A 22,427-nucleotide genomic window follows, 5' to 3' on the forward strand; every position below is an offset into this window, starting at 1 on the left:
GTCAGCTCCTGGCCTTTTCCGGACGGCGGCGTGCGGACAGCGTCATGCCGAGGGTTTTCGCGGCGACGATCTCGCGCAGCACCTCGTTGGTACCGCCGCCGAACGTGTTGTTCTGCGCGCGCCGGGCGAGGGTTTCGACGCGCCCGTCGACCGCCGCACCGGGCGAATCCGGCCGCAGCAGGCCGCGAGCGCCGAGCACTTCCTGGAGCCTGCTGTACGCGGTCACCACCGCTTCGGTGCCGAACACCTTGGCGGCGGCGGAATCCCCGCCGCCGAGCGTGCCCGCGGCGACATCCGCGACCAGGCGCAGGTTGATCAGGTCAGTGGCGCTGAGCAGCGCGTACACCTCGGCCAGCGTGTGCCGGACCCAGGGCAGGTCGTATACCGTTCCCGGACCTAACGGCTCCTCTTGCGCCCATTTGAGGACCGCGTCGTACATCTGGTTCGCGATGCCGCCGCGCGCGGCGAGGGCGACGCGCTCGTGGTTGAGCTGGCTGGTGATGAGCCGCCAGCCGTTGTTCAGCTCGCCGACCACATTGGACAGTGGAATCCGGACGTCCTCGTAGTACGTGGCCGACGTGCTGATCCCGCCCACCGTGTGGATTTCAGTGGCGGAGAAGCCCGGCGTGTCGGTCGGCACGAGCACGACGGAGATGCCGCGATGCGGGGGCGCGTCCGGATCGGTCCGGACGGCCAGCCAGATCCAGTCGGCGAAGATGCCAGCGCTGGTGAAGATCTTGCTGCCGTTGATGACGAGCTCGTCGCCGTCGATTTTCGCCCGCGTCTGCAGCGACGCCAGGTCGGTGCCCGCGCCGGGTTCGGTGTAGCCGATGGCGAACATCAGCTCGCCGCGCAGGATCGGCGGCAGGAAGAACTTCTTCTGCTCCTCGGTGCCGTGATGCATCAACGCGGGCGCGACCGTGTTCAAGGTGACCAGCGAGAGCGGGGCCCCGGCGCGCAATACCTCGTCGTAGAACACGAAAAGCGCTTCCGGGTCCTCGCCGCGGCCGCCGTATTCTTCCGGCCAGCCGAGGCCGAGCCAGCCGTCCGCGCCCATCCGGCGCAGGATCCGGTCGAACACCGGACCGCCCTCGGTCTGCTCGACCAGCGCGCGGCGGTCGTCCTCGTCGATGATGCGGGCGAAGTACTCGCGCAACTGCGCGCGGAGCCTTCGCGAGCGCTCCGACAGCTCCGGATGCATGCGTTTTCTCCTAGTAGTCGGGGTCAGCGGGGCAAGCCGAGGACGCGTTGGGCAATGAGATTGAGCTGAATTTCCACCGTCCCGCCGCCGAACAGCACGGCGGGCAGGCCGAGATGGTCGATGACGTGCCCGTCCTCCGCGCTCGCCGAACCGGGGCCGAGCAGGGCGATCACCTCGCGCGACCCCTCCTGCTGGGCGAGCGCGCTGAACACCTTCTGCACGCTGACCTCGGCCCCGAGATCCAGCCCCGCGAGCCGGGCCAGCACGCTGCGAAGGCCAAGCGTGGCGAGTGTCAGTTCCCGTGACACGCAGCGGCCGAGCACGGACAGCGCCTCGGGATCATCCGGATCGTCGCGGAGCAACTGGCGGACCCGGTCCGACGAACCGTGCGCGAGCGTCGCGCCCATGTTGTGCCGTTCGTTGGCCAGCGTGGTCGTCGCGAGCCGCCAGCCGTTGTTCGGCTCGCCGACGAGATCGCGGTCCGGGACGAACACGTCGTCCAGGAAGACCTCGTTGAACTCCGCGCGTCCGGTGGCCTGCCTGATCGGCCGGACCGTGACGCCTTCCGCGGCCAGGTCGACGAGGAAGTACGAGATTCCCCGGTGGCGCGGCGCGTCCGGGTCGGTCCGGGCGAGGCAGACGCCCCAGTGCGCTTCGTGGGCCAGCGACGTCCAGACCTTCTGCCCGGAGATCCGCCAGCCACCGTCCGCTTTGATCGCCCGGGTGCTGAGCGAGGCTAGGTCCGAACCAGCGCCCGGTTCGCTGAACAGCTGGCACCAGCGGATCTCGCCGCGCAGAGTCGGCAGGACAAAGCGGTCGCGTTGCTCCGGGGAACCGTGCACGAGCAGAGTCGGCAAAACCCATTCGCCGATCACCGTGGTGGGCTGGCGAATTCCACGACGGTCGAACTCTTCGGCGATGACGGCCTGTTCGAGCGGTCCGGCGTCCAGCCCGTACGGCTTCGGGTAGTGCGGTGCGGCGAGACCCGCGTCGGCGAGCACTCGGACGGACGGCTCGGCTTGGTCGAGGACGGACGCGACCTGGCTGCGCAGTTCGAGGCAGTCTTGGGGGGTGGCGAGGGTCAGGTCTCTGGTCGTGGTCTGGGCGCGTTCGCCGAGGGTGCGGGCGGCTGATCGGCCCAGGGAGCCAGACAGCGCGACCGCGCGACGCCAGTACAGGTGCGCGTCGTGCTCCCAGGTGAAGCCGATCGCGCCGAGGAGGCGTACGCAGCTGACGGACGCGTCCACCGCGGCGGGAAGCGCGGCGTGCCTGGCCTGCGCGGCCGCAAGTGCTTGCTGCGCAAGCGAATGCCGCTCGGCGCGGGCCGCGTCCCAAGCTGCGGCCGTGGCGATCTCCCGGTGCAGGAGGATGCCCGCCGCCTGATGCTGGACCGCTTGGAAAGAGCCGATCGGACGCCCGAACTGGACGCGGGTGCGGACGTGCTCGACGGCGCAGTCCAGGGCCCAGCCGCACAGCCCGGCCGCCTCGGCCGCCGCTGGGACGGCGAGGGCCAGCTCCGCGCGTTCCGGCTGGAGCTCCACGAGATCGTCCTGAGCTACCAGGAAGTTCTCCAGCTTGAGCCGGGCCGCGGATCTGGTCAGGTCAACGGCTTCGACGGGGATCAGCTGGCCGGGCTCCGGCCGGAGCACGAACCAGATTCGGTCAGCGCGGACCACGGCGATCTCCGCGTCCGCGAGTCCGAGCGCCGGACTGCTGGTGCCGTTGATCCGCCAACCGTCGGCGGTGCTGGCGGCGCTGAGGCCGTCGAGCACGACAGCTCCGGTAGCCCCTCCGGCGAACGCGGCGAGTTCTTCCGTCGGTTCGGCCGCGGCGAGGACAGCGCTGGCGGTGACCGTCGGCAGGAACGGCCCGGGTACCAGATGGCGGCCGAACTGCTCGGTCACCACGGCGAGTTCGAGCAGGCCCGCGCCTTGGCCGCCGACGGATTCCGGCAGGTGCAGGGAGTGCCAGCCTTGTTCGGTGAGGGTCTTCCAGAATTTCGGCTGCCCAGATCCACCCGTCTCGGTCTGGGATTTCCCAGAATCCGGCTGGCCGCCTATTCCAGCGCGGGTCTCGGCGATCGGCGCGTGCCGGGCGGCCCACCCGGCGGCGGAGGCGGCCAGGTCGCGGTGTTCCTCGGACAGGGCAATCGGCATGGTTCAGATCCGTTCGACGAGCACGCAGCTGGTGGCGGCCGCGGCGCAGATCGCGATCATCGCGAGGCTGGCGTCGCGGCGTTCGAGTTCCTCGACGGCCGTCGCGAGGAGGCGGATGCCGGTCGCGCCCGCCGGGTGGCCGAGCGCGATCGCGCCGCCGAGGACGTTGAGCTTGTCCTCCGGGATGTCGTGCGCCCGCGCGAAGGACAGCGGCACGGCGGCGAAGGCCTCGTTGACCTCGAAAAGGTCGATGTCGCCGATCGTCAGACCGGTGCGGTCGAGGAGTTTCCGCGCCGCGGCGACCGGACCGTCGAGGAGGTACTCGAGGTCGCCGCCGATGACGCACTGCGCGAGTAACCGCGCTCGCGGGCGGAGGCCCAGTTCGTCGGCGCGGCTTCGGGACAGGAACAGCGCGGCACTCGCGCCGTCGGAGACCTGGGACGAGGTGCCCGCGGTGTGCAGGCCGTCCGGGACCGTGGTGCGGAGCCCGGCGAGTGCTTCCGCCGAGGTTTCGCGGAGTCCTTGATCGCGGGTGACCGGTTGGCCGTCCGGCAGTTCCAGCGGGAGGACTTGGCGGTCGAAAAGCCCGGCGTCCCAAGCCTTTCGCGCGTTGTGCTGGGAGCGGAGGCCGAACGCGTCGAGGTCCGCCCGGGTCAGTCCGCGCTTCCGGGCGATGCGGTCCGCGGCGGTGTATTGGTCGGGGGTGTCGAGATGCCAGTCGGCTGGCCTCGGCGTACCAGCGCCGGTCCCCTGCTTCGGGGTGAGCGGCACGCGCGACATCAACTCGACGCCGCACGCGACGCCCGCGTCGACGGTCCCGTTCGCGATCTGTCCGGTGAGCAGGAAGGACGCCTGCATCGACGTGCTGCACTGAGCGTCGATGGTGGTGGCTCCGGTCTCGGTCGGGAGGCCGCCGTAGAGCCAGGCGGTGCGGACGATGTGCCCGTACTGCTCGCCCAGCGGCGTGACGCAGCCGCCGATCACCTGGTCGACCGTCTGCGGGTCGAGCCCGGTGCGGTCGAGGACGCCCTGCTGGACGCGGCTGAGCAACTGGACGGCGTGCAGGGCGGAAACCCAGCCGTCGCGTTTGCCGAACGGCGTGCGGACCGCGTCGACGAGGACTGGCGTCGTGTCTTTCAAGCCCGGATCTCCTTCTCGCGGGGAAGGCCGGACCGGCCCCTGGTCGTCGAGTAATCGAGCAAGCGTTTGGTTGGAGGTTAGCTTCGGCCCGGCGAGCGGGACAAGCGCGCGTACTGGTGAGCGGGAGTGGCCGGCCCGCGTGCGACGTCGGCCAGCCTGCGGCGCCTCTCCCCCGCCACGAGCCGCCGATGCCACTCACCGGGAGCAGCCGCACGTCGCGGGCCCGCCATCGGCACCATGGCGGCATCCCTTCCCGGCATTGGAGGCCCCGTGTCCCACCCCAGCACCGCCCTGTCCGGCCGCACCGCCATCGTCACCGGGGCCGGCGCCGGACTCGGCCGGGCCGAAGCGCTGGCGCTCGCCGCGGGAGGGGCGAACGTCGTCGTCAACGACGTGAGCGACGCCGGGGACAAGGTCGTCGCCGAGATTTCCGCGAACGGCGGCCGGGCGCTGGCCGTTCCGGGCGACATCGGCGATTGGCAGTACGCCGAAGACCTCGTCACCGCGGCGACCGAGCATTTCGGATCGCTCGACATCGTCGTCAACAACGCCGGCATCACCCGCGACGCGATGCTTTTCAACCTCGACGAGAAGGCCTGGGACGACGTCATCCGAGTCCACCTCAAGGGCCACGCGGCGCTGTCGCGCGCGGCGGCGCGGCACTGGCGGCAGCTCAGCAAAAGCACTGGTGAGCCCACCTATGGCCGCCTGATCAACACGTCGTCGGAAGCATTCCTCCTCGGCGGCGCGGGGCAGCCGAACTACGCGGCGGCGAAGGCGGGGATCGCGGCGCTGACGCTGTCCTGCGCGCGAGGCTTGAGCCGCTACGGCGTCCGCGCGAACGCGATCTGCCCACGCGCCCGGACGGCGATGACCGACGGGATCTTCGCCGCCGGACGCAGCGCAGGCGGATTGGACATCCTCGCGCCGGAACGGGTCGCGGCGTTCGTCGCGTACCTGGGCTCCCCGGCGGCGGACGCGGTGAACGGACAGGTTTTCGTGGTGTACGGAGACATGGTCGCGCTACTCGCCCCGCCGACGGTCGAGCATCGGTTCGTCTCCGGGCAAGGCGCGTTCGACCCGGCCGAACTGGAACGGACGATCACGCCTTACTTCGCCGAGCGCGACCCGCGGAAAACGTTCGCGGCCAGCGACATCGTGGGGCTCGACGACACCGAGACGACCGCATAGCCCAGGGCCTCGTGGGTGGCGATCCCGGTGAGAACCGTGATCGCCACCCACGACTCACCGCACCGCCGCAGCCATCTCCTCCAGCATCGCCCGCACATCCCGACGGCGATACCCCAGCAACTCCGTCTCACCGGCATCCGGTTCGTACGAGATCGTCGCGCCCCTGCCCGGGACCAGCACCCGATCCGGCAGGAACGGGTGTTCCTCGTCGCGTTCTTCCAGAGTCCGGCCGGAACCGGAGACATCGAAAACCAGCTGAAAGTAGTCCCGGAAGCTGAGGTTTTCGTCCCCGACCAGGTACGCCGCGCCGGATTCCCCGCGCAGCAACGCACCCTCGACAGCTTCAGCCAAGCTCCGCACCGACAGGTAGTTCGTCCCGCCGACCGGCGCGAAGTCCGGTACCTTCCCGACCAGCTCCCCGTCGGCCCAGGCCAGCATCTTCCCGAACTGCCGCGTCGACCGGCCCGGAGCCATTCCGACGATCGACGGCGGGTTCAGCGTGCACACCGCGAACCCGTCCCCGGCGAGGGCGCGCGCTCCTTCGTCGGCCAGGCGGCGAGCGTCGACGTACGGGTTCGTTTCCGCGAGATCCGGCCGGACCTGGTGGTAATAGCTGCCGATCTGGACGAACCGGCCGACGCCCGCTCGTTTCGCGCGCGCGGCGATCGCGGTCACGCCGTCGATTTGGTACGTCCGCCAGAATTCCTCGTCGCCCCAGCCCGATACATGCCGGATGTCTTGTCCCGCCGCGAAAACCACAGCGTCGAACGGGGCCAGCGCGGCCTCGTCGAAACCGTCGTGGGCGTAGTCTCCGAGGAGCACTGGCATGCCCGCGACCAGGGAATCGGCGTCGGGTTCGTGTCGTCCGGCAACCGTCACGGCATGACCAGCACCGCTCAAGTGCGCGGCGGTGTTCGAGCCGATCATGCCGGTGCCGCCGATGACCAAGACCTTCATGCGCAATTCCTCTATCCGAAGTGGACGCGACCGCCGTCGACGACTGGGCCGCGTTCCGACGTGATCCGCAGGCCGCCGTCCGACCAGCCTTCGACCTGCAATTGCTCGCCAGGGAACACCGGCGCGGCGAAGCGGCCTTCCAGAGACGTCAGGTCGGCCGGGTGTGCGCCGACCTGACGGGCCGCGACCAAAGCGCCCGCGCCGAGGGTCGCCAAGCCGTGCAGGATCGGGCGTGGCTGGCCGATTCCGGCGGCTGCCGCGGGGTCGACGTGGATGTGGTGCCGGTCCCCCAGCAGCCGGTAAAGCAGGGCCTGGTTGTCCGCAGTGGACAGTGGAGCAGTCCAATCCGGACTGTCCAATTCGGGCGGACGGCCGGGGCCGCGTTCGCCGCCGAAGCCGCCGATGCCGGGGCAGAACAAGGACCACGTCGCGACGAAGTAGTCCGATTCGACGGCCACGTCATAAACTGCCGCGCTGCCTTTGTCCCAGACTTCCGGAACGCGGGCCCGCATGGAAATCTCGCCCGCGCGCGGCAGCGGCTTCAGGACTTCCAGCCGTTGCGAACCGTGCACCGCGTTGCCGACCTCGAACGCCCCAGCCGAGCCGAGGACGTCCGGGGCCCACTGGGCGAGCGTCAGCGCGAAAGGCGGCAGCACCCGAAGCCGGTCCTCGAAGACCAGGTCGAGTTCGTCCGGCCGGGCGCCGATGGCGAGCGCGTAGAGGATCGGGTCGCGGTCGGTGTAGGCGACGGTGCGCTCGCCGAGGACCCGGCCCTTCCAGTCCGCGGGGCTGTTCACTGCGCGCCGTAGACCGGTTCGGGCGCGGGCGCTTCCTTCAGCAGCTCGCGCACGGCCGGACCGGCTTCGGCGGCGGTCCAGCGCCGGTCCAGTTCGCGGGAGGGGCCGTGGGTCCAGCCGTTCTCCAGGCAGATCCGGCCGCCTTCGACCTCGATCACGCGGCCGGTGACGTCCGCGGCGTCCTCGCTGGCGAGCCACGCGACGATCGGCGACACATTGCCCGGGTGCATCGCGTCAAACCCGTCGTCCGGCGCGGCCATCTGGGCGGCGAACGGGCCCTCGGTCATCCGGGTGCGCGCGGCCGGGGCCAGTGCGTTCACGGTGATGCCGTACCGTCCGAGTTCCGCGGCTCCGACCAGCGTCAACGCGGCGATCCCGGCTTTGGCGGCACTGTAGCTGCCCTGGCCGATGCTGCCCTGCAGACCCGCGCCCGAGGTGGTGTTGATGATCCGCGCCGCCCGCGTGCGCCCGGCTTTCGCCTCCTCGCGCCAGTAGCCCGCGGCGTGGTGCATCAGCGCGAAATGCCCCTTGAGGTGCACCGCGACGACCGCGTCCCACTCCTGTTCGCTGGTGGTCACGATCATCCGGTCGCGTACGAAGCCCGCGTTGTTCACGACGATGTCCAGCCCGCCGAACGTGTCAACCGCCTGCCGCACCAACGCTTCTGTCGCCGCGAAGTTCGCGACGTCGGCGCCGTTGGCCACCGCTTCACCGCCCAGCGCGCGGATCGCTTCGACCACTTCGCCGGCCGGACCGTCGGACGCCCCCTCGCCCGCACCCGACGTGCCGAGGTCGTTGACCACGACGCGCGCGCCCTGGCGGGCGAGTTCCAGTGCGTGCTCGCGGCCGAGTCCGCGACCGGCCCCGGTCACGATCGCGACCCGGCCCTCCAAGATCCCGCTCACATCATCTCCGTTCGTCTTCGGCAGGCGAGGCGGTTCCCCGTAAACCAAGCAAGTGTTAGGCTACCAAGCAATCGCTAGGTTAGGAACGCACGTGACGATTTCCACGCAGCTCCACGACAACGGCACCTTCGTGGTCACCATGGACTACCCGCCGGTGAACGCCCTGCCGGTCGCCGGATGGTTCCGCCTCGCCGAAACCGTGCGGGAGGCGGGCGAGGACCCGGCGGTGCACGTCGTCCTGCTCCGCGCCGAGGGCCGCGGCTTCAACGCAGGCGTCGACATCAAGGAAATGCAGCGCACCACCGGTTTCGACGCCCTCGTCGGCGCGAACCGCGGCTGTTACCTGGCATTCAAGGCGATCTACGAATGCGCCGTGCCGGTCATCGCCGCGGTGAACGGCTTCTGCCTCGGCGGCGGCGTCGGCCTGGTCGGCAACTGCGACACGATCATCGCCGCCGACGACGCGTACTTCGGCGTCCCCGAGGTAGACCGCGGCGCCCTCGGCGCGGCGACCCACCTCGCCCGCTTGGTCCCGCAGCACCTGATGCGCACGCTGTACTTCACCAGCCGCACCATCGCGGCGAAGGACCTGGTACAGCACGGTTCGGTACTGGAAACCGTGCCCGCCGCCGAGCTGCACGACGCCGCGCTCGCCCTGGCCGCCGAGGTAGCCGCGAAGGACCCGCGCGTCATCCGGGCCGCGAAAGCCGCGCTGAACGGCATCGACCCGATCGACGTCAACCGCAGCTACCGTTACGAACAGGGCTACACCTTCGAACTCAACCTCATCGGAGCCGCCGACGAACACCGCGACGCCTTCGTCGCCACCGGCCGCCCGATGAACGACTGACTCGAGGAGACCCGTGCCTCTCCGCACCCCGCTCACCGAGCTGACCGGCGTAACCCACCCGATCGTGCAAACCGGCATGGGCTGGGTCGCCGGCCCGCGCCTGGTGTCCGCGACCGCCAACGCCGGCGCCCTGGGCATCCTCGCCTCCGCGACGATGACCTACGACGAGCTCGACCACGCCATCAAAGAAGTCAAGCAGCGCACGGACAACCCCTTCGGCGTAAACCTGCGCGCCGACGCGGGCGACGCCACCGAACGCGCCGAGTTGCTGATACAGCACGGCGTCAAAGTGGCTTCTTTCGCTCTGGCCCCGAAAAAAGACCTGATCGCCCGGTTGAAAGACCACGGCCTGGTCGTAATGCCCACAGTCGGTGCCGCCCGTCACGCCGAGAAGGTCGCCTCGTGGGGCGCAGACCTGGTAATGATGCAAGGCGGCGAAGGCGGCGGCCACACCGGCCCGACCGCGACGACCCTGCTGCTGCCCTCCGTACTGGACGCAGTCGACATCCCGGTCGTCGCCGCCGGCGGCTTCTTCGACGGCCGCGGCCTGGCCGCCGCACTGTCCTACGGTGCGGCTGGAATCGGCATGGGCACGCGCTTTTTGCTCACCAGCGACAGCGCGGTTCCGGACGACATCAAACGCACCTACCTAGGCTTCGGCCTGGACGGCACCGTCGTCACCACCAAGGCCGATGGCATGCCGCACCGCCTGCTCCGCACGCCGTTCATCGAGGGCCTCACGAAGGAAGGCCTCGTGCAGCGGATGGCCCGAACCCTGCTCCGGACCAAGGACTTCAAGCGATTGAGCGGCCAATCCTGGCCGTCCCTAGTCGCCGACGGACTGCGCATGAAGCGCGGCAGCGACCGTTCGTGGACGCAAACGATGCTGGCCGCGAATACTCCCATGCTGCTCAAGGCCGGTCTGGTGGAAGGCGACACGCGCGCCGGCATGCTGGCGGCCGGGCAGGTAGTCGGAGTGATCGAGGACCTGCCGAGCTGTGCGGAACTGGTGACTCGGATTGTGGAGAGCGCGCAGGAACGGCTGAAGGCCACCGCCGCACTGGTGGACTGAGCCCAAGGTCGTGAGGGGAACCCTGATTGACTCTGATTCCCTCAGGGTTCCCCTCACGACCCGCCGCGCGCCGCGATGGCCTCACCCCCGCACGGACAGCCGCGCGCCGCAGTGGCCCTCACCCCCGCACGGACAGCCGATTGGCCGTGCGGGGCCCCTTCACAGCCCGCCCACTCGCTCGCGCCGCCGAGATACGCCCCAATGTGGCGTTGGGTGCATGTGACGCACCGAATGCCACATTGGGTGCATCTGACGCACCCAACGCCACATTGGGGCGCTAACCCCGCCCCCTCGCAAACCGCAGCCGATGCACCCGACCAAGGCACCCACGCCCCCCGCACCCCGATACGAAGCCAAAAACACGGCGCGGAGGTGCTTGTCAAGGCATCTTTCCCGCCTTGACAAGCACCCCCGCGCCGTAGTCACCATCAGCTTCGGGGTGCCCGACCGCACAAGCCGCGCACAGCGAAACCGCAGCCTAAAGACGCTCGAGGACGGTCACATTCGCCTGCCCGCCACCCTCGCACATCACCTGCAGCCCGTACCGCCCGCCAGTCCGCTCCAGTTCGTGCAGCAGGGTCGTCATCAACCGAGCCCCAGTAGCCCCGATCGGATGCCCCAAAGCAATCCCGCCGCCATTAACGTTGACCTTCTCATGCGGCACACCGATCTCCTGCATCCAAGCCAGCACCACCGGCGCGAACGCTTCGTTGCACTCGAACAGATCGATGTCGTCCACGGACAACCCAGTCTTCTCCAGCGCCCGCTGAGTAGCCGGAATTGGCGCGGTCAACATCCACACCGGATCCGCCCCGTACACGCTGATGTGGTGCACCCGAGCCCGCGGCGTCAACCCGTGCTCCGCCACCGCCCGTTCGGAGGCGATCAGCAAAGCCCCAGCCCCGTCACTGATCTGCGACGCCACCGCGGCCGTGATCGGACTGCCCTCCTCAAGAGGCTTGAGCCCAGCCATCTTCTCCAGAGAGGTATCCCGCCGAGGCCCCTCGTCCACCGAGAACTCGCCCACCGGCGAAATCTCCCGCGAGAACCGGCCAGCATCGATCGCGGCCGAGGCGCGACGATGGCTCTCCAGAGCGAATTCCTCAAGGGAAGACCGGGAAAGCCCCCACTTCTCGGCAATCATCCGCGCAGACCGAAACTGCGAAACCTCTTGATCCCCGTACCGGGCCACCCACCCGGGCGACTCCGCGAACGGCGTACTGAACCCGAACTGCTGCCCCACCACCATCGCCGAGGAAATCGGAATAGCAGACATATTCTGCACTCCCCCGGCGACAATCAGATCCGCGGTCCCGGACATCACGCCCTGCGCCGCGAAGTGCACCGCCTGCTGACTGGACCCGCACTGCCGGTCGATGGTCACGCCGGGCACCTGGTCCGGCAGCCCCGCCACCAACCAGGCAGTCCGAGCGACATCCCCGGCCTGCGACCCAATCGTGTCGCAACACCCGAACACGACGTCGTCGACCGCACCCGGGTCGATCCCAGTCCGCTGAACCAGCGCACTGATCGCGTGCGCTCCCAGATCAGCCGAATGCATCCCGGCGAGCGAACCACCCCGCCGCCCCACCGGAGTGCGAACCGCGTCCACCACATATGCCTCAGGCACGAAATCCTCCAGCAGGATCAGGGATGCTGACTGCTCACCGAGACAACCTCACCGGTGAGATAAGACGAATAAGCACTGGCGAGAAACACCATCACGTTGGCGACTTCCCAGGGCTCGGCAGCCCGCCCGAACGCCTCGCGTCCCTTCAACTCGGTCAACAGTTCAGCACTGGTGACCTTCTCCAGGAACGGATGCATCGCCAGACTGGGCGACACGGCATTGACCCGAATCCCCGACGGAGCCAAGTCCATCGCCGCGGATCGGGTCAACGCCATCACCCCGGCCTTAGCCGCGGCGTAATGCGCCTGACCCTCCTGCGCCCGCCAGCCGATCACCGAAGCGTTGTTGACGATCACCCCCCGGGTACCGCGAGCGATCATCCGCCGGGAAGCCGCCCGAACACACCGGAAAGTCCCGGTCAAAGTCACGTCGAGCACCAACGACCACTGCTCGTCGGTCATCTCGGTGATCGAAGCCGTACCCCCGAGCCCGGCATTGTTGACCATCACCTCAACTCCGCCGAACGGCTCGGCAGCGTCAAGCAGAGCAGCGACCTGCTCCTCCTTGGTCACATCGCACACCACCGAAACAACCCGCTCGGCACCGAACTCCGCCCCCAGCTTGGAAGCCGCCTCCGCGAGCCGCCGCTCGTGCGTGTCCCCGATAACGACTGCCCGAGCCCCCTCTTCAAGGCACCGTCGGGCCACAGCCGCACCAATCCCCGCTCCAGCAGCCGCAGTCACCACAACGACGCGCTCAGCAAGCAACCCATGTCCAGGCACGTAGTCCGGCGCGGGCTGTTCCGGTTTGACACTCACGGTCGCGGCTCCTTAGGCAAGCCAAGCACCCGCTCGGCAATAATGTTTCGCTGGATTTCGTCCGAACCGCCGTAAATCGTGTCGGCCCGGCTAAACAAGAAGAGCGTCTGCTGCGCGTCAAGATCGTAAGAACCGGCGGCAGTCAACGCAGACCCGCCGCGGACGTCCATCGCCAGCTCCCCGAGCTCCCGATGCCACCGAGCCCACAGCAGCTTCGACACCGAAGCCTCCGGCCCCTGTGACCCAGCCTCATACGCGCTCAACGTCCGCAACGCGTGCACCCGCAACACCTCAAGGCCCACAGACGCCTGCGCCAACCGGTCCCGCAGAACCGGATCGTCATAACGCCCGTTCGACTTGGCGGTAGCGACAATCCCCGCCAACTCCCGGGCGAACCCGACCTGCTGCCCGATAGTCGACACCCCGCGCTCGAACCCGAGCGTCGCCATCGCGACCCGCCACCCGTCCCCGGGCGCACCCACCACCAGGGACTCCGATGTCCGAGCCCCGTCGAAGAAGACCTCGTTGAACTCACTGGTCCCGGTCAGCTGCCGAATCGGCCGGACCTCGACCCCGGGCTGATCCATCGGCACCAGCAGATACGACAGCCCAGCGTGCCGCCGAGACCCGGCCTCGGTCCGCACCACCGCGAAGCACCACTGCGCGTGCTGAGCGAGCGACGTCCAGATCTTCTGCCCGTCGATTACCCACTCGCCGCCGTCCAGCCGCGCCCGCGTGCCCACCCCGGCCAGGTCAGACCCCGCCCCAGGCTCGGAATAGCCCTGACACCACAGCTCAGTGACCCCGACGATCCCCGGCAGGAACCGCCGCCGCTGCTCGTCAGTGCCATGCGCGATCAAGGTCGGCCCGAGCAGCTCCTCGCCAAGGTGATTGACCCGAGCAGGCGCATCCGACCGGGCGTACTCCTCGTGGAAGATCACCTGCCGCAGCAAGCTCAGCCCGCGCCCGCCGTACTCGACCGGCCAGCCAAGGCACGTCCAGCCGTGCGCAGCCAGGTGCTGGTTCCACGCCTGGCGCTCTTCCGGCGCCTCATGCTCGCGCCCGGATCCGCCGAGGCCCTTCAACGCGGCGAATTCGCCGGTGAGGTGGTCGCCGAGCCACGCGCGCACGTCGGCGCGGAACTGCTCGTCCTCGGGGGTGTAGCGAAGATCCACCCGTCCTCCTGGTCCGCCGGTGCCGGTCCCGCCACGCTACCAAACCAAGCACTTGTTTGGTAGCATCGCCGCCGAACCGAGAAGGAGTGATGCGCGTTGAGCGGAACCGAAGAAAGCACCGACGAGCAGGTCGTGACGTACGAGGTGCGCGGTCCGGTCGCGGTCGTCACGCTGAACCGGCCGCAGTACCGCAACGCCCAGAACTCGAAGATGACCTACGCGCTGGACGCCGCCTTCACCAAGGCGGTGGACGACCCGGACGTCAAGGCGATCGTGCTGGCGGGCAACGGCAAGCACTTCTGCGCCGGACACGACATCGGCACCCCGGGGCGCGACATCGACCAGAGTTTCGAGCGCAAAGCGGTCATCTGGTGGGACCACACCGACCGGGCGGGCGTCGATTCGCGGTTCGCCCGCGAGTCCGAGGTCTACCTCGGCATGTGCCGGCGCTGGCGGGAGATCCCGAAGCCGGTGATCGCGATGGTGCAGGGCGCGTGCATCGCGGGCGGACTGATGCTCGCGTGGTCGTGCGACTTCATCGTGGCCTCCGACGACGCGTTCTTCTCCGACCCGGTCGTGCGGATGGGCATCCCGGGCGTCGAGTACTTCGCGCATCCGTGGGTGATGAACCCGCGCGCGGCGAAGGAGTTCCTCTACACCGGCGACCGGTTCGGCGCGGACCGCGCGCAGGCGCTCGGCATGGTCAACCACGTCGTGCCGCGCGCCGAGCTCGAAGAGGCGACATTCGCGATCGCCGAGCGGATCGCGCAGATGCCGCAGCTGGGCCTGGCGCTCACGAAGAAGGCCGTCAACCAGGCGGAAGACCTGATGGGCATGCGGTCCGGAATGGACTCGGTGTTCGGCCTGCACCACGCCGCGCACGCGCACAACGCCGAGCTGGACACCGATTCGCTCGCCGGGCTCGACGCGCGGTCGATGGCGAAGGCCAACAAGAAGGCCGCGGGAGAATCATGAGCCCGGAATTCACCGCCGCGGAAGAGGAGTTCCGTGCGGAGGCCCGTGCCTGGTTGCAGGAAAACAGCCCCGGCCCGCTGCCGTCGATGGACACCGAAGACGGCGCCCGCGCGCACCGCGAGTGGGAAGCGAAGCTCGCCGAGGGCCGGTGGTCGGTGGTCACCTGGCCCGCCGAATACGGCGGCCGCGACGCGACGCTGACCGAGTGGGTGCTGTTCGAGGAGGAGTACTACCTCAGCGGCGCGCCGACCCGGATCGCGCAGAACGGCATCTCGCTGCTGGCCCCGATCATCTTCGAGCACGGCACCGACGATCAGCGCCAGCGACACCTGCCGCTGACCGCCAACGGCACCCGGATCTGGGCGCAAGCCTGGTCCGAGCCCGAGGCGGGCAGCGACCTCGCCGGGATCCGCAGCACCGCCGTCCGCGACGACGAGCGCGGCGGCTGGGTCCTGGGCGGGCAGAAGATCTGGAGCTCCCGCGCCCCGTTCGCCGACTGGGGTTTCGGCCTGTTCCGCTCCGACCCGGAAGCCGAACGGCACCGCGGCCTCACGTATTTCCTGTTCCCGCTCGACTCCGACGGCGTCACCGTCCGGCCGATCGCGCAGCTCGACGGCGACAGCGGGTTCGCCGAGATCTTCTTCGACGACGTCTTCGTGCCTGATCAGGACGTCCTCGGCGGCGTCGGCGACGGCTGGCGCGTCGCGATGAGCACGGCAGGCAACGAACGCGGCCTGTCGCTGCGTTCGCCGGGCCGGTTCCTCGCGGCGGCGGACCGGCTGCTCGACCTCTGGGCCGAGCGCGGCTCCGAAGCCCCGCACCTGCGCGACCGCGTGGCCGACGCCTGGATCAAGGCCGAGTCCTACCGGCTCTACACCTGGGACACCGTCGACCACGTCCAGAACGGCGGCGACGTCGGCGCGGCGGGCAGCGTCAACAAGCTCTTCTGGACCGGGCTCGACCTCGGCATCCAGGAAACGGCACTGGACCTGCTCGGCCCCGACCAGGAGCTGCTCGGCCCCGGCGCGACGGCGGACGGGCGCTGGATGGAGGACTACCTGTTCGCCCTCGGCGGCCCGATCTACGCCGGCACCAACGAAATCCAGCGCAACATCGTCGCGGAACGCCTGCTCGGCCTCCCCCGCGGCGAACGCAGGAAGGCACAAGCATGAAGTTCCGGCTGTCCGCCGAACAGCGCGCGTTCGCCGAAGCGCTGGACGCCCTGCTGGGCGCGGCCGACGTCCCCGGCGTCAACCGGTCCTGGGCGGCCAAGCGGCCGGAATCCGGGCTGAAGCTGTGGAAGCAGCTGGCCGAACTGGGCGTCACCGCGCTCGGCGTGGACGAGGAACACGGCGGCGTCGGCGGGACCACGGTCGATCTGATCGTGGCCTTCGAGCGTCTCGGGTATCACGGCGTTCCGGGTCCGGTGATCGAGTCCATCGCCGCCGCGCCCGCGCTGCTCACGGACGCTTCGTTGCTGTCCGCGCTGGCGTCCGGGGACGCGGTGGTGACCTTCGCGAGCGCGCCGCACACTCCGTACGCGCTGGATGCGGATGTCGCGACGGACGTCTTCGTGGTCGGAGATTCGCTGGCACGGGCGGAAATCGGCCGCCCGCTGCAGTCGGTCGATCCTTCCCGGCATCTGTTCGAGGTCACCGCCGGTGCCGACGCTCAGCCGCTCGCCCCGGAGAAGCGCGCAGAGGCGCTCGACCTCGCCAGCCTCGCCTGCGCGGCGGAGTTGCTGGGCTGCGGCGAGCGAATGCTGGAGGACACCGTCGCATACCTCGGCCAGCGACGCCAGTTCGGCCGCGTGATCGGCGAGTACCAAGCGCTCAAGCACGCTGCCGCAGACGTCCGAGTGGCGCTCGATTTCGCCCGCCCCCTGCTGCTCGGCGCGGCCCGCGAGCCCAGCGCCCGGGCGATCTCGGCGGCGAAGATCGCGACGTCGGACGCGGCCCAGCTCGCCGCACGCACCGGACTGCAGCTGCACGGCGCGATCGGCTACACGCTCGAATGCGACCTGAGTCTGTGGCTGTTGCGCGTCCGGGCGCTCGTGGGCTGCTGGGGCACGCCGTCCGTGCACCGCGCGCGGGTGCTGGAGAGCCTGATGAGGGGCCGCTGATGCACTTCGCGCTGACCGATGAGCAGCGGGAACTCGCCGCCGCCGTCCGCGGGCTGGTCCAGCGACGAGCCGCGAAGACCGATCTGCGAGCGGCGATCGACTCGCCGACCGGATACGACACCGAACTGTGGTCCGCACTGTGCGAGCAGATCGGCGTCGCGGCGCTGGCCATTCCCGAGGAGCACGGCGGGGCCGGGTTCAGCCTGTTCGAAACGCACGTGGTGCTGGAGGAGCTGGGCGCGAGCCTGACGCCGTCACCGCTGCTGGGGTCTGGAGTGCTTGCCGCGCAAGCATTACTGGCCGCTGACGCACCTGCGCTGCTCCCCGAGATCGCTGCGGGCGAGGTCGTCGCGCTGGCCTGGGCGGATCGCGCCGGACGGCATCGAACCGACGGTTCGGACGTGGTCGCTACGGACGGAACCCTGAACGGCACCGCGACATTGGTGCTGGACGGTGCGCAGGCGGCCCACCTGCTGGTGGTTGCGATGGCTGACGGACGCCCCGCGCTGTTCCAGACTTCCGCGACGGCTGAGGTGACCCCAGCGGTCGACCAGACGCTCAGGTTCGCCCAGGTCGAATTCCGCGACACGCCAGCGACATTGCTCGCGGAAGACTTCACCGAAGCGCTCCCCCGGCTGCACGCCATCGCCGCGATCGCCTGCACCGCATTGCAAGTCGGGGGTGCACAGTCCTGTTTGGACCGAACTGTCGCGCACCTCAAGGAACGCGAGCAGTTCGGCCGTCAGCTCGGCTCGTTCCAAGCGTTGAAACACCGGGTCGCGGACATGCTGGTGCAGGTGGAAACCGCGCGCTCGATCTCGTGGGCGGCCGGGTTCGCGGCCAGCAACGGCGACGATCTCGTCCAGCACGCGGCGTACGCGAAATCGTGGTGCAGCGAGGCTTTCACCGCGGTAGCGGCCGAAACCGTCCAGCTGCACGGCGGAATCGCGATCACCTGGGAGCACGACGCGCAGCTGTACTTCAAACGAGCGCACGCGCTGGCGCACCTCTTCGGCGACGCCCGCGAACACCGGGCACGGCTTCGGAGCGACGCATGATCCACCACGTCGGAATCACCGTGCACGACCTCGCCGCGTCGACCGAGTTCTACCGCGATCTGCTCGGCGGCAGCGTCGAAGGACCGTTCGAGCGCAGCGGTCCGCGGATCGACGAGGTCACCGGATATCCGGGAGTGATCGTGCGCCAGAGCTTCGTGTCGGCCGGCTACGGCGACACGGTGGTCGAGCTGCTGCAGTACGAAAACGGGTCGCCGACGCGAATCGACCCGGACCACGGGCAAACGGGAGCCGCGCACGTCGCGATCACCGTCGACGACCTGGACGCGACGCTGGAACGGCTGCGCGGACGCGGGGTCGCGGCGGTGTCCGAGCCGATCGTCACCAGCCATCCGATGGCGGGCTGCCGCGCGGTGTACGTGCTCGATCCGGACCGGGTCCGCGTCGAACTGGTCCAACTGCCCGCCTGAGCAAGCAAAAGATGGAGGAACGAATGGGCGGCAAGTCCATGACCCTGGACGGCGTCACCGAGTACGTCCGGTCCGGGATGACCGTCGGGATCGGCGGATGGGGGTCGCGGCGCAAGCCGATGGCGATGGTGCGCGAACTGCTGCGCAGCGACGTCGAGGACCTCACGCTGGTCACCTTCGGCGGGCCCGAGGTCGGGCTGCTGTGTGCGGCGGGCAAGGTGCGCCGGGTGATCTACGGGTTCGTCTCGCTCGACACGATCCCGCTCGACCCGCATTTCCGCGCCGCGCGCGAGGGAGGCCGAGTCGAGACGACGGAGTACGACGAGGGCATGTTCGTCGCCGCGCTGCGGGCGGGCGCCAACCGGCTGTCGTTCCTGCCGACGCGCTCCGGGCTCGAGAGCGACGTGCTGCTGATGAACCCGGAGCTGAAGACCGTCGCGTCGCCGTATGACGACGACGTCTACATCGCGGTGCCCGCGGTGCGCCCGGACGTCTCGCTGCTGCACCTCAACCGCAGCGACACCCTCGGCAACGGCCAGTTCCTCGGCCCGGACCCGTACTTCGACGACCTGTTCGCGATGGCGTCGGAGAAGACGCTGCTGAGCGTCGAGAAGATCGTGGACACCGAGGACCTCACCGCGACCGAGCGGTCGACGTCGCTGTTGATCAGCCGGATGTTCGTGAACGGCGTGATCGAGGCTCCGAACGGCGCGCACTTCACCTCGTGCGACCCGGATTACGGCCGCGACGAGGCGTTCCAGCGGCATTACGCGCAGTCCGCGCAGGACGAGGTCTCGTGGAAGCAGTTCCGCGAGACCTTCCTGACCGGCGACGAGGCCAGCTACCACGAAGCAGTGCGCGCCTTCCACCGCGCGACCGAGAAGGAGTCCGCATGACTGCCCCCGCAACCCGCGCCGAGGTCTGCATCGCCGCGTGCTCCGACGCGTGGCGCGGCTCCGGCGAGGTGCTGGCCCACGCGGTCGGCACGGTCCCGGCGATCAGCGCGCGGCTGGCGCGGCTCACCCACTCCCCCGAACTGGTGCTGTCCGACGGCGAATGCCACTTCATGGCCGACCCGCCGCCGCTGGGCAAAACCGCCGCGGCGGGCGGCACCGTCGAGGCCTGGGCCCCGTTCGGCCGGATCTTCGACATCCTCAACACCGGGCGGCGGCATTCGATGATGGGCGCGAGCCAGATCGACCGGTTCGGCAACCAGAACATCTCGCTGATCGGCGACTGGCGGAAGCCGAAACGCCAGCTCATCGGCATGCGCGGCGCGCCGGGCAACACGGTCAACCACCGCACCGACTACTGGGTGAGCCGGCATTCGAGCCGGGTGTTCGTGGACCGGGTCGACATCGTGTCCGGCGTCGGCAACGACCGGGCCCGCGCGCACACCTCGACGGCGCTGCGGTTCCACGACCTCGGCGTGGTGGTGACCGACCTGGCGGTGCTCGACTACGACGAGGACGGGCGGCTGAAGGTGCGGTCGCTGCACCCGGGCGTCACCGAGGACGAGGTCCGCGAGAACACCGGCTTCGAGCTGGACTTCAGCGGCGCCGGGGTGTCCCGGGAGCCGGACGAGCACGAATTGGACCTGATCCGCACCGTGCTCGATCCGAAGGGCGCCCGGGACCGGGAGGTCAAGGTGTCCCGGTCCTGAACCGCTCAGCCGGCGAGCAACCCGCCGTACAGCATCGCGAGGTACTGCTCCGCCACGACGTCGTGGCGGAGCTTTCCGCGCGGGTTGTACCAGCGGACCGACGACCAGACGGTGTCCCGGATGAACCGGTACACCAGGCTCACCTCGAGGTCGGCGCGGAGTTCGCCGGTCTCGCGGCCCGCCTGGAGCACGCTGAGCCACAGTTTTTCGATCTTCAGCGACGTCTTCCCGACGAATTCGAAATCGGCGAGACTGCCGACGACGGCCGATTCGTTCTGGTAGAGCGCCACCGCGAACGGCCGGTCGTGAATGGTCGCGAAGGCGGTGTACACCAGCGCGTCGAACTGCTCGCGCGGCGTGCCGTCCTTCCCGGCGATCTCGGTGAACGCGGCCAGCAGGTCGTCCATGAACTCCTTGAGGATTTCGCGGAGCATGTCCTCTTTGGACGCGAAATGGTGGTACAGGCTCCCCGAAAGGATGCCCGCCTCGTCGGCGATGTCGCGGACGGTGGTCTGGGAGTAGCCCCGGGTCGCGAACAGCTGCGCGGCGATGCCCAGCAGCTCTCCGCGCCGGGTGCCGCCGTTTTTCGCCGGAGCCCGGCCGGTTCGCGGAGTCATCGCATGGATCCCTTCCTGCCCGCTGCTTTCCCCTATGCTACCGAACAAGCACTTGTTCAGTGAGGAGACCCGCGTGTCGACGCCTCGCACGATTCCCGCTCTGCTCGACGAAGCCGCCCGCCGCCACGGCGACGCACCGGCTGTGGTCGACGGTACGACACAGCTGTCCTGGACCGGATTGCGGGAGCGGGTACGCACCGTTTCCCGCGCGCTCGCCGCGGTCGGCGTCCGCTCCGGCGACCGGGTCGCGGTGTGGTCGCCGAACCGCGTCGAGTTCATTCTGACGTTCCTGGGCGCGCAGTGCCTCGGCGCGGCCCTGGTGCCGATCAACACCCGGTACCGCGGCGAGGAAGCCCGCGTGGTGCTGGAGCGGTCCGGCGCTTCAGTGCTGGTGCTGTGCAACGGGTTTCTCGGCAATGACTATCTCGGGATGCTGACTGAGGCCGCTTCCGGTTCGGGTTCCTCTGGTGTGGTACCTGGACTTCCGCGGCTGCACACCGTGATCGACCTCGGTTCGGACGGCGTCGCGTTGCCGTGGAACGAATTCCTCGCTGGCGCGGAGTCGGTTTCGGCCGTCGATGAATCGTCGGTGACGCCTTCCACGGTGGCGGACATTCTGTACACCTCGGGCACCACCGGCGTGCCCAAGGGCGTGATGAGCACGCACGCGCAGACGATCGGCGTCGCGGACGTATGGGCGAAAGGCGCGTCGCTCACGCCTGCGGACAACTACGCGATCGTGAACCCGTTCTTTCACTCCTTCGGCTACAAGGCCGGGGTGGTCGCGGCGATCACCGCGGGGACGACGATCTACCCGGTGCTGACCTTCGACCCGGTCGCGTTGATGGAACTGGTCCAGCGAGTCGGGATCTCAGTGCTGCCCGGGGCGCCGACCATCTTCACCACGTTGATCAACCACCCTCGGCGTGGCGAATTCGACCTGTCGTCGCTGCGCTTCGCGATCGCCGGCGCGGCTTCGGTGCCGGAGAACCTGTTCTCGGACATGCTGGAGATCCTCGGCTTCGAGCAGGTCGCGCAGGCGTACGGGCTCACCGAATGCGTCGTGGCGACCCAATCGCGGCCGAATGAGGACCCGCTGCACGTCGCGCACACGACCGGACCGGCAGTGCCCGGGCTGGAGATCCGGGCGGTCGACGGCGAGGGCAAGGACGTGCCGGTCGACGCCGACGGCGAAATCCTCATCCGGGGCGAGTTCGTGATGCTCGGCTATTTCGACGACCCGGACGCGACCGCGGCGGCGATCGACGCCGAGGGATGGCTGCACACCGGCGACGTCGGACAGTTGGACGAGCACGGCTGCGTCAAGATCACCGGGCGGCTGAAGGACATGTTCACCGTCGGCGGGTTCAACGTGTACCCGGCCGAGGTGGAGAACGTGCTGAGCACGCACCCGGACGTCGTCGAGGCCGCGGTGATCGGCGTGGACGACGAGCGGATGGGCTCGGTGGGCCGCGCTTACGTGACGCTGTGGGCGGGGGTCGAGCTGGATCCGGCGGCGCTGCGGGAGTACTGCCGGGAGCGGCTGGCGAATTTCAAGGTGCCGCGCGAGTTCGTGGCGATCGAGGAGCTGCCGAGGAATGCCAGCGGGAAGATCGTGAAGCGAGAGCTGGGCGGGTGAGGTGAGCCGGACGGGGTCGTGCGTGGCGTTGCC

Annotated in this window: 21 protein-coding genes; 11 read left to right on the plus strand and 10 right to left on the minus strand. The window is 69.2% G+C overall.

Features of this window, described 5'->3' with window-relative positions:
* Position 1 precedes the first annotated feature (1 nt).
* Genes ACFORO_RS00850 through ACFORO_RS00860 form a run of 3 tightly spaced genes read right to left on the minus strand, consistent with a single transcriptional unit; the run spans position 2 to position 4,497 of the window.
* Positions 2 to 1,201 (minus strand): acyl-CoA dehydrogenase family protein, encoded by a 1,200-nt coding sequence (locus tag ACFORO_RS00850; protein ID WP_377873940.1) that lies wholly within the window; start codon positions 1,199 to 1,201, stop codon positions 2 to 4.
* Positions 1,202 to 1,224: 23 nt separating this feature from the next.
* The gene (locus ACFORO_RS00855; protein WP_377873941.1) at positions 1,225 to 3,357 is read right to left on the minus strand and encodes an acyl-CoA dehydrogenase family protein; all 2,133 of its coding nucleotides are present in this window, start codon (positions 3,355 to 3,357) and stop codon (positions 1,225 to 1,227) included.
* A gap of 3 nt (positions 3,358 to 3,360) precedes the next feature.
* Entirely contained in the window at positions 3,361 to 4,497 is a 1,137-nt protein-coding gene (locus ACFORO_RS00860) for a steroid 3-ketoacyl-CoA thiolase (protein ID WP_377873942.1), read from the minus strand.
* A gap of 270 nt (positions 4,498 to 4,767) precedes the next feature.
* Here ACFORO_RS00860 and ACFORO_RS00865 point away from each other — a divergent pair, with 270 nt between their 5' ends.
* On the plus strand, positions 4,768 to 5,688 hold the full coding sequence (locus ACFORO_RS00865; RefSeq protein ID WP_377873943.1) for a 3-oxoacyl-ACP reductase: 921 nt from the start codon (positions 4,768 to 4,770) through the stop codon (positions 5,686 to 5,688).
* A 54-nt stretch (positions 5,689 to 5,742) separates the two neighbouring features.
* Here ACFORO_RS00865 and ACFORO_RS00870 read toward each other — a convergent pair whose 3' ends face one another.
* The 3 genes from ACFORO_RS00870 to ACFORO_RS00880 are packed head-to-tail and all read right to left on the minus strand — an operon-like array spanning position 5,743 to position 8,347.
* Positions 5,743 to 6,645, minus strand: coding sequence for an NAD-dependent epimerase/dehydratase family protein (locus ACFORO_RS00870; protein ID WP_377873944.1), 903 nt, complete (start codon positions 6,643 to 6,645; stop codon positions 5,743 to 5,745).
* Between the two features lie 11 nt (positions 6,646 to 6,656).
* Positions 6,657 to 7,442, minus strand: a complete 786-nt coding sequence (locus tag ACFORO_RS00875; protein ID WP_377873945.1) for a MaoC/PaaZ C-terminal domain-containing protein — start codon at positions 7,440 to 7,442, stop codon at positions 6,657 to 6,659.
* Positions 7,439 to 8,347, minus strand: coding sequence for an SDR family oxidoreductase (locus ACFORO_RS00880; RefSeq protein WP_377873946.1), 909 nt, complete (start codon positions 8,345 to 8,347; stop codon positions 7,439 to 7,441). Before ACFORO_RS00880 ends, ACFORO_RS00875 begins: the two co-directional genes overlap by 4 nt.
* A 91-nt stretch (positions 8,348 to 8,438) precedes the next feature.
* On the opposite strand from ACFORO_RS00880, the gene ACFORO_RS00885 reads away from it, so the two are divergent.
* Both ACFORO_RS00885 and ACFORO_RS00890 read left to right on the plus strand, forming a co-directional pair.
* The gene (locus ACFORO_RS00885) at positions 8,439 to 9,197 is read left to right on the plus strand and encodes an enoyl-CoA hydratase family protein (RefSeq protein WP_354749651.1); all 759 of its coding nucleotides are present in this window, start codon (positions 8,439 to 8,441) and stop codon (positions 9,195 to 9,197) included.
* Positions 9,198 to 9,210: 13 nt separating this feature from the next.
* The gene (locus ACFORO_RS00890; RefSeq protein WP_377873947.1) at positions 9,211 to 10,269 is read left to right on the plus strand and encodes an NAD(P)H-dependent flavin oxidoreductase; all 1,059 of its coding nucleotides are present in this window, start codon (positions 9,211 to 9,213) and stop codon (positions 10,267 to 10,269) included.
* 478 nt (positions 10,270 to 10,747) lie between these two features.
* Here the strand turns inward: ACFORO_RS00890 and ACFORO_RS00895 are convergent, their stop codons facing one another.
* The 3 genes from ACFORO_RS00895 to ACFORO_RS00905 are packed head-to-tail and all read right to left on the minus strand — an operon-like array spanning position 10,748 to position 13,892.
* The gene (locus tag ACFORO_RS00895) at positions 10,748 to 11,899 is read right to left on the minus strand and encodes an acetyl-CoA C-acetyltransferase (protein ID WP_377873948.1); all 1,152 of its coding nucleotides are present in this window, start codon (positions 11,897 to 11,899) and stop codon (positions 10,748 to 10,750) included.
* A gap of 17 nt (positions 11,900 to 11,916) precedes the next feature.
* Positions 11,917 to 12,717, minus strand: a complete 801-nt coding sequence (locus ACFORO_RS00900) for an SDR family oxidoreductase (protein ID WP_377873949.1) — start codon at positions 12,715 to 12,717, stop codon at positions 11,917 to 11,919.
* Entirely contained in the window at positions 12,714 to 13,892 is a 1,179-nt protein-coding gene (locus tag ACFORO_RS00905) for an acyl-CoA dehydrogenase family protein (RefSeq protein WP_377873950.1), read from the minus strand. The genes ACFORO_RS00900 and ACFORO_RS00905 overlap by 4 nt, the downstream gene beginning before the upstream one ends.
* A 96-nt stretch (positions 13,893 to 13,988) precedes the next feature.
* On the opposite strand from ACFORO_RS00905, the gene ACFORO_RS00910 reads away from it, so the two are divergent.
* From ACFORO_RS00910 to ACFORO_RS00940, 7 genes are read left to right on the plus strand one after another with little or no spacing between them, the layout of a single operon-like run.
* The gene (locus ACFORO_RS00910) at positions 13,989 to 14,867 is read left to right on the plus strand and encodes an enoyl-CoA hydratase (RefSeq protein WP_037812239.1); all 879 of its coding nucleotides are present in this window, start codon (positions 13,989 to 13,991) and stop codon (positions 14,865 to 14,867) included.
* A complete protein-coding gene (locus tag ACFORO_RS00915; RefSeq protein ID WP_377873951.1) occupies positions 14,864 to 16,039 on the plus strand; it encodes an acyl-CoA dehydrogenase family protein in 1,176 nt (391 codons plus the stop codon). Before ACFORO_RS00910 ends, ACFORO_RS00915 begins: the two co-directional genes overlap by 4 nt.
* The gene (locus ACFORO_RS00920) at positions 16,036 to 16,989 is read left to right on the plus strand and encodes an acyl-CoA dehydrogenase family protein (RefSeq protein ID WP_377873952.1); all 954 of its coding nucleotides are present in this window, start codon (positions 16,036 to 16,038) and stop codon (positions 16,987 to 16,989) included. Before ACFORO_RS00915 ends, ACFORO_RS00920 begins: the two co-directional genes overlap by 4 nt.
* The gene (locus ACFORO_RS00925; protein ID WP_377873953.1) at positions 16,989 to 18,047 is read left to right on the plus strand and encodes an acyl-CoA dehydrogenase family protein; all 1,059 of its coding nucleotides are present in this window, start codon (positions 16,989 to 16,991) and stop codon (positions 18,045 to 18,047) included. The genes ACFORO_RS00920 and ACFORO_RS00925 overlap by 1 nt, the downstream gene beginning before the upstream one ends.
* A complete protein-coding gene (locus ACFORO_RS00930; RefSeq protein WP_377873954.1) occupies positions 18,044 to 18,475 on the plus strand; it encodes a VOC family protein in 432 nt (143 codons plus the stop codon). The genes ACFORO_RS00925 and ACFORO_RS00930 overlap by 4 nt, the downstream gene beginning before the upstream one ends.
* A 23-nt stretch (positions 18,476 to 18,498) precedes the next feature.
* Positions 18,499 to 19,371, plus strand: coding sequence for a CoA transferase subunit A (locus ACFORO_RS00935; RefSeq protein WP_377873955.1), 873 nt, complete (start codon positions 18,499 to 18,501; stop codon positions 19,369 to 19,371).
* Positions 19,368 to 20,138 (plus strand): CoA-transferase subunit beta, encoded by a 771-nt coding sequence (locus ACFORO_RS00940; protein ID WP_377873956.1) that lies wholly within the window; start codon positions 19,368 to 19,370, stop codon positions 20,136 to 20,138. Before ACFORO_RS00935 ends, ACFORO_RS00940 begins: the two co-directional genes overlap by 4 nt.
* A 5-nt stretch (positions 20,139 to 20,143) precedes the next feature.
* Here the strand turns inward: ACFORO_RS00940 and ACFORO_RS00945 are convergent, their stop codons facing one another.
* The gene (locus ACFORO_RS00945) at positions 20,144 to 20,755 is read right to left on the minus strand and encodes a TetR/AcrR family transcriptional regulator (protein ID WP_354746328.1); all 612 of its coding nucleotides are present in this window, start codon (positions 20,753 to 20,755) and stop codon (positions 20,144 to 20,146) included.
* Between the two features lie 73 nt (positions 20,756 to 20,828).
* On the opposite strand from ACFORO_RS00945, the gene ACFORO_RS00950 reads away from it, so the two are divergent.
* Entirely contained in the window at positions 20,829 to 22,394 is a 1,566-nt protein-coding gene (locus ACFORO_RS00950; RefSeq protein WP_377873957.1) for an AMP-binding protein, read from the plus strand.
* Positions 22,395 to 22,427: the final 33 nt, after the last annotated feature.

This window comes from Amycolatopsis halotolerans, from assembly GCF_042647905.1.
Taxonomy (GTDB): Bacteria; Actinomycetota; Actinomycetes; order Mycobacteriales; family Pseudonocardiaceae; genus Amycolatopsis; species Amycolatopsis halotolerans.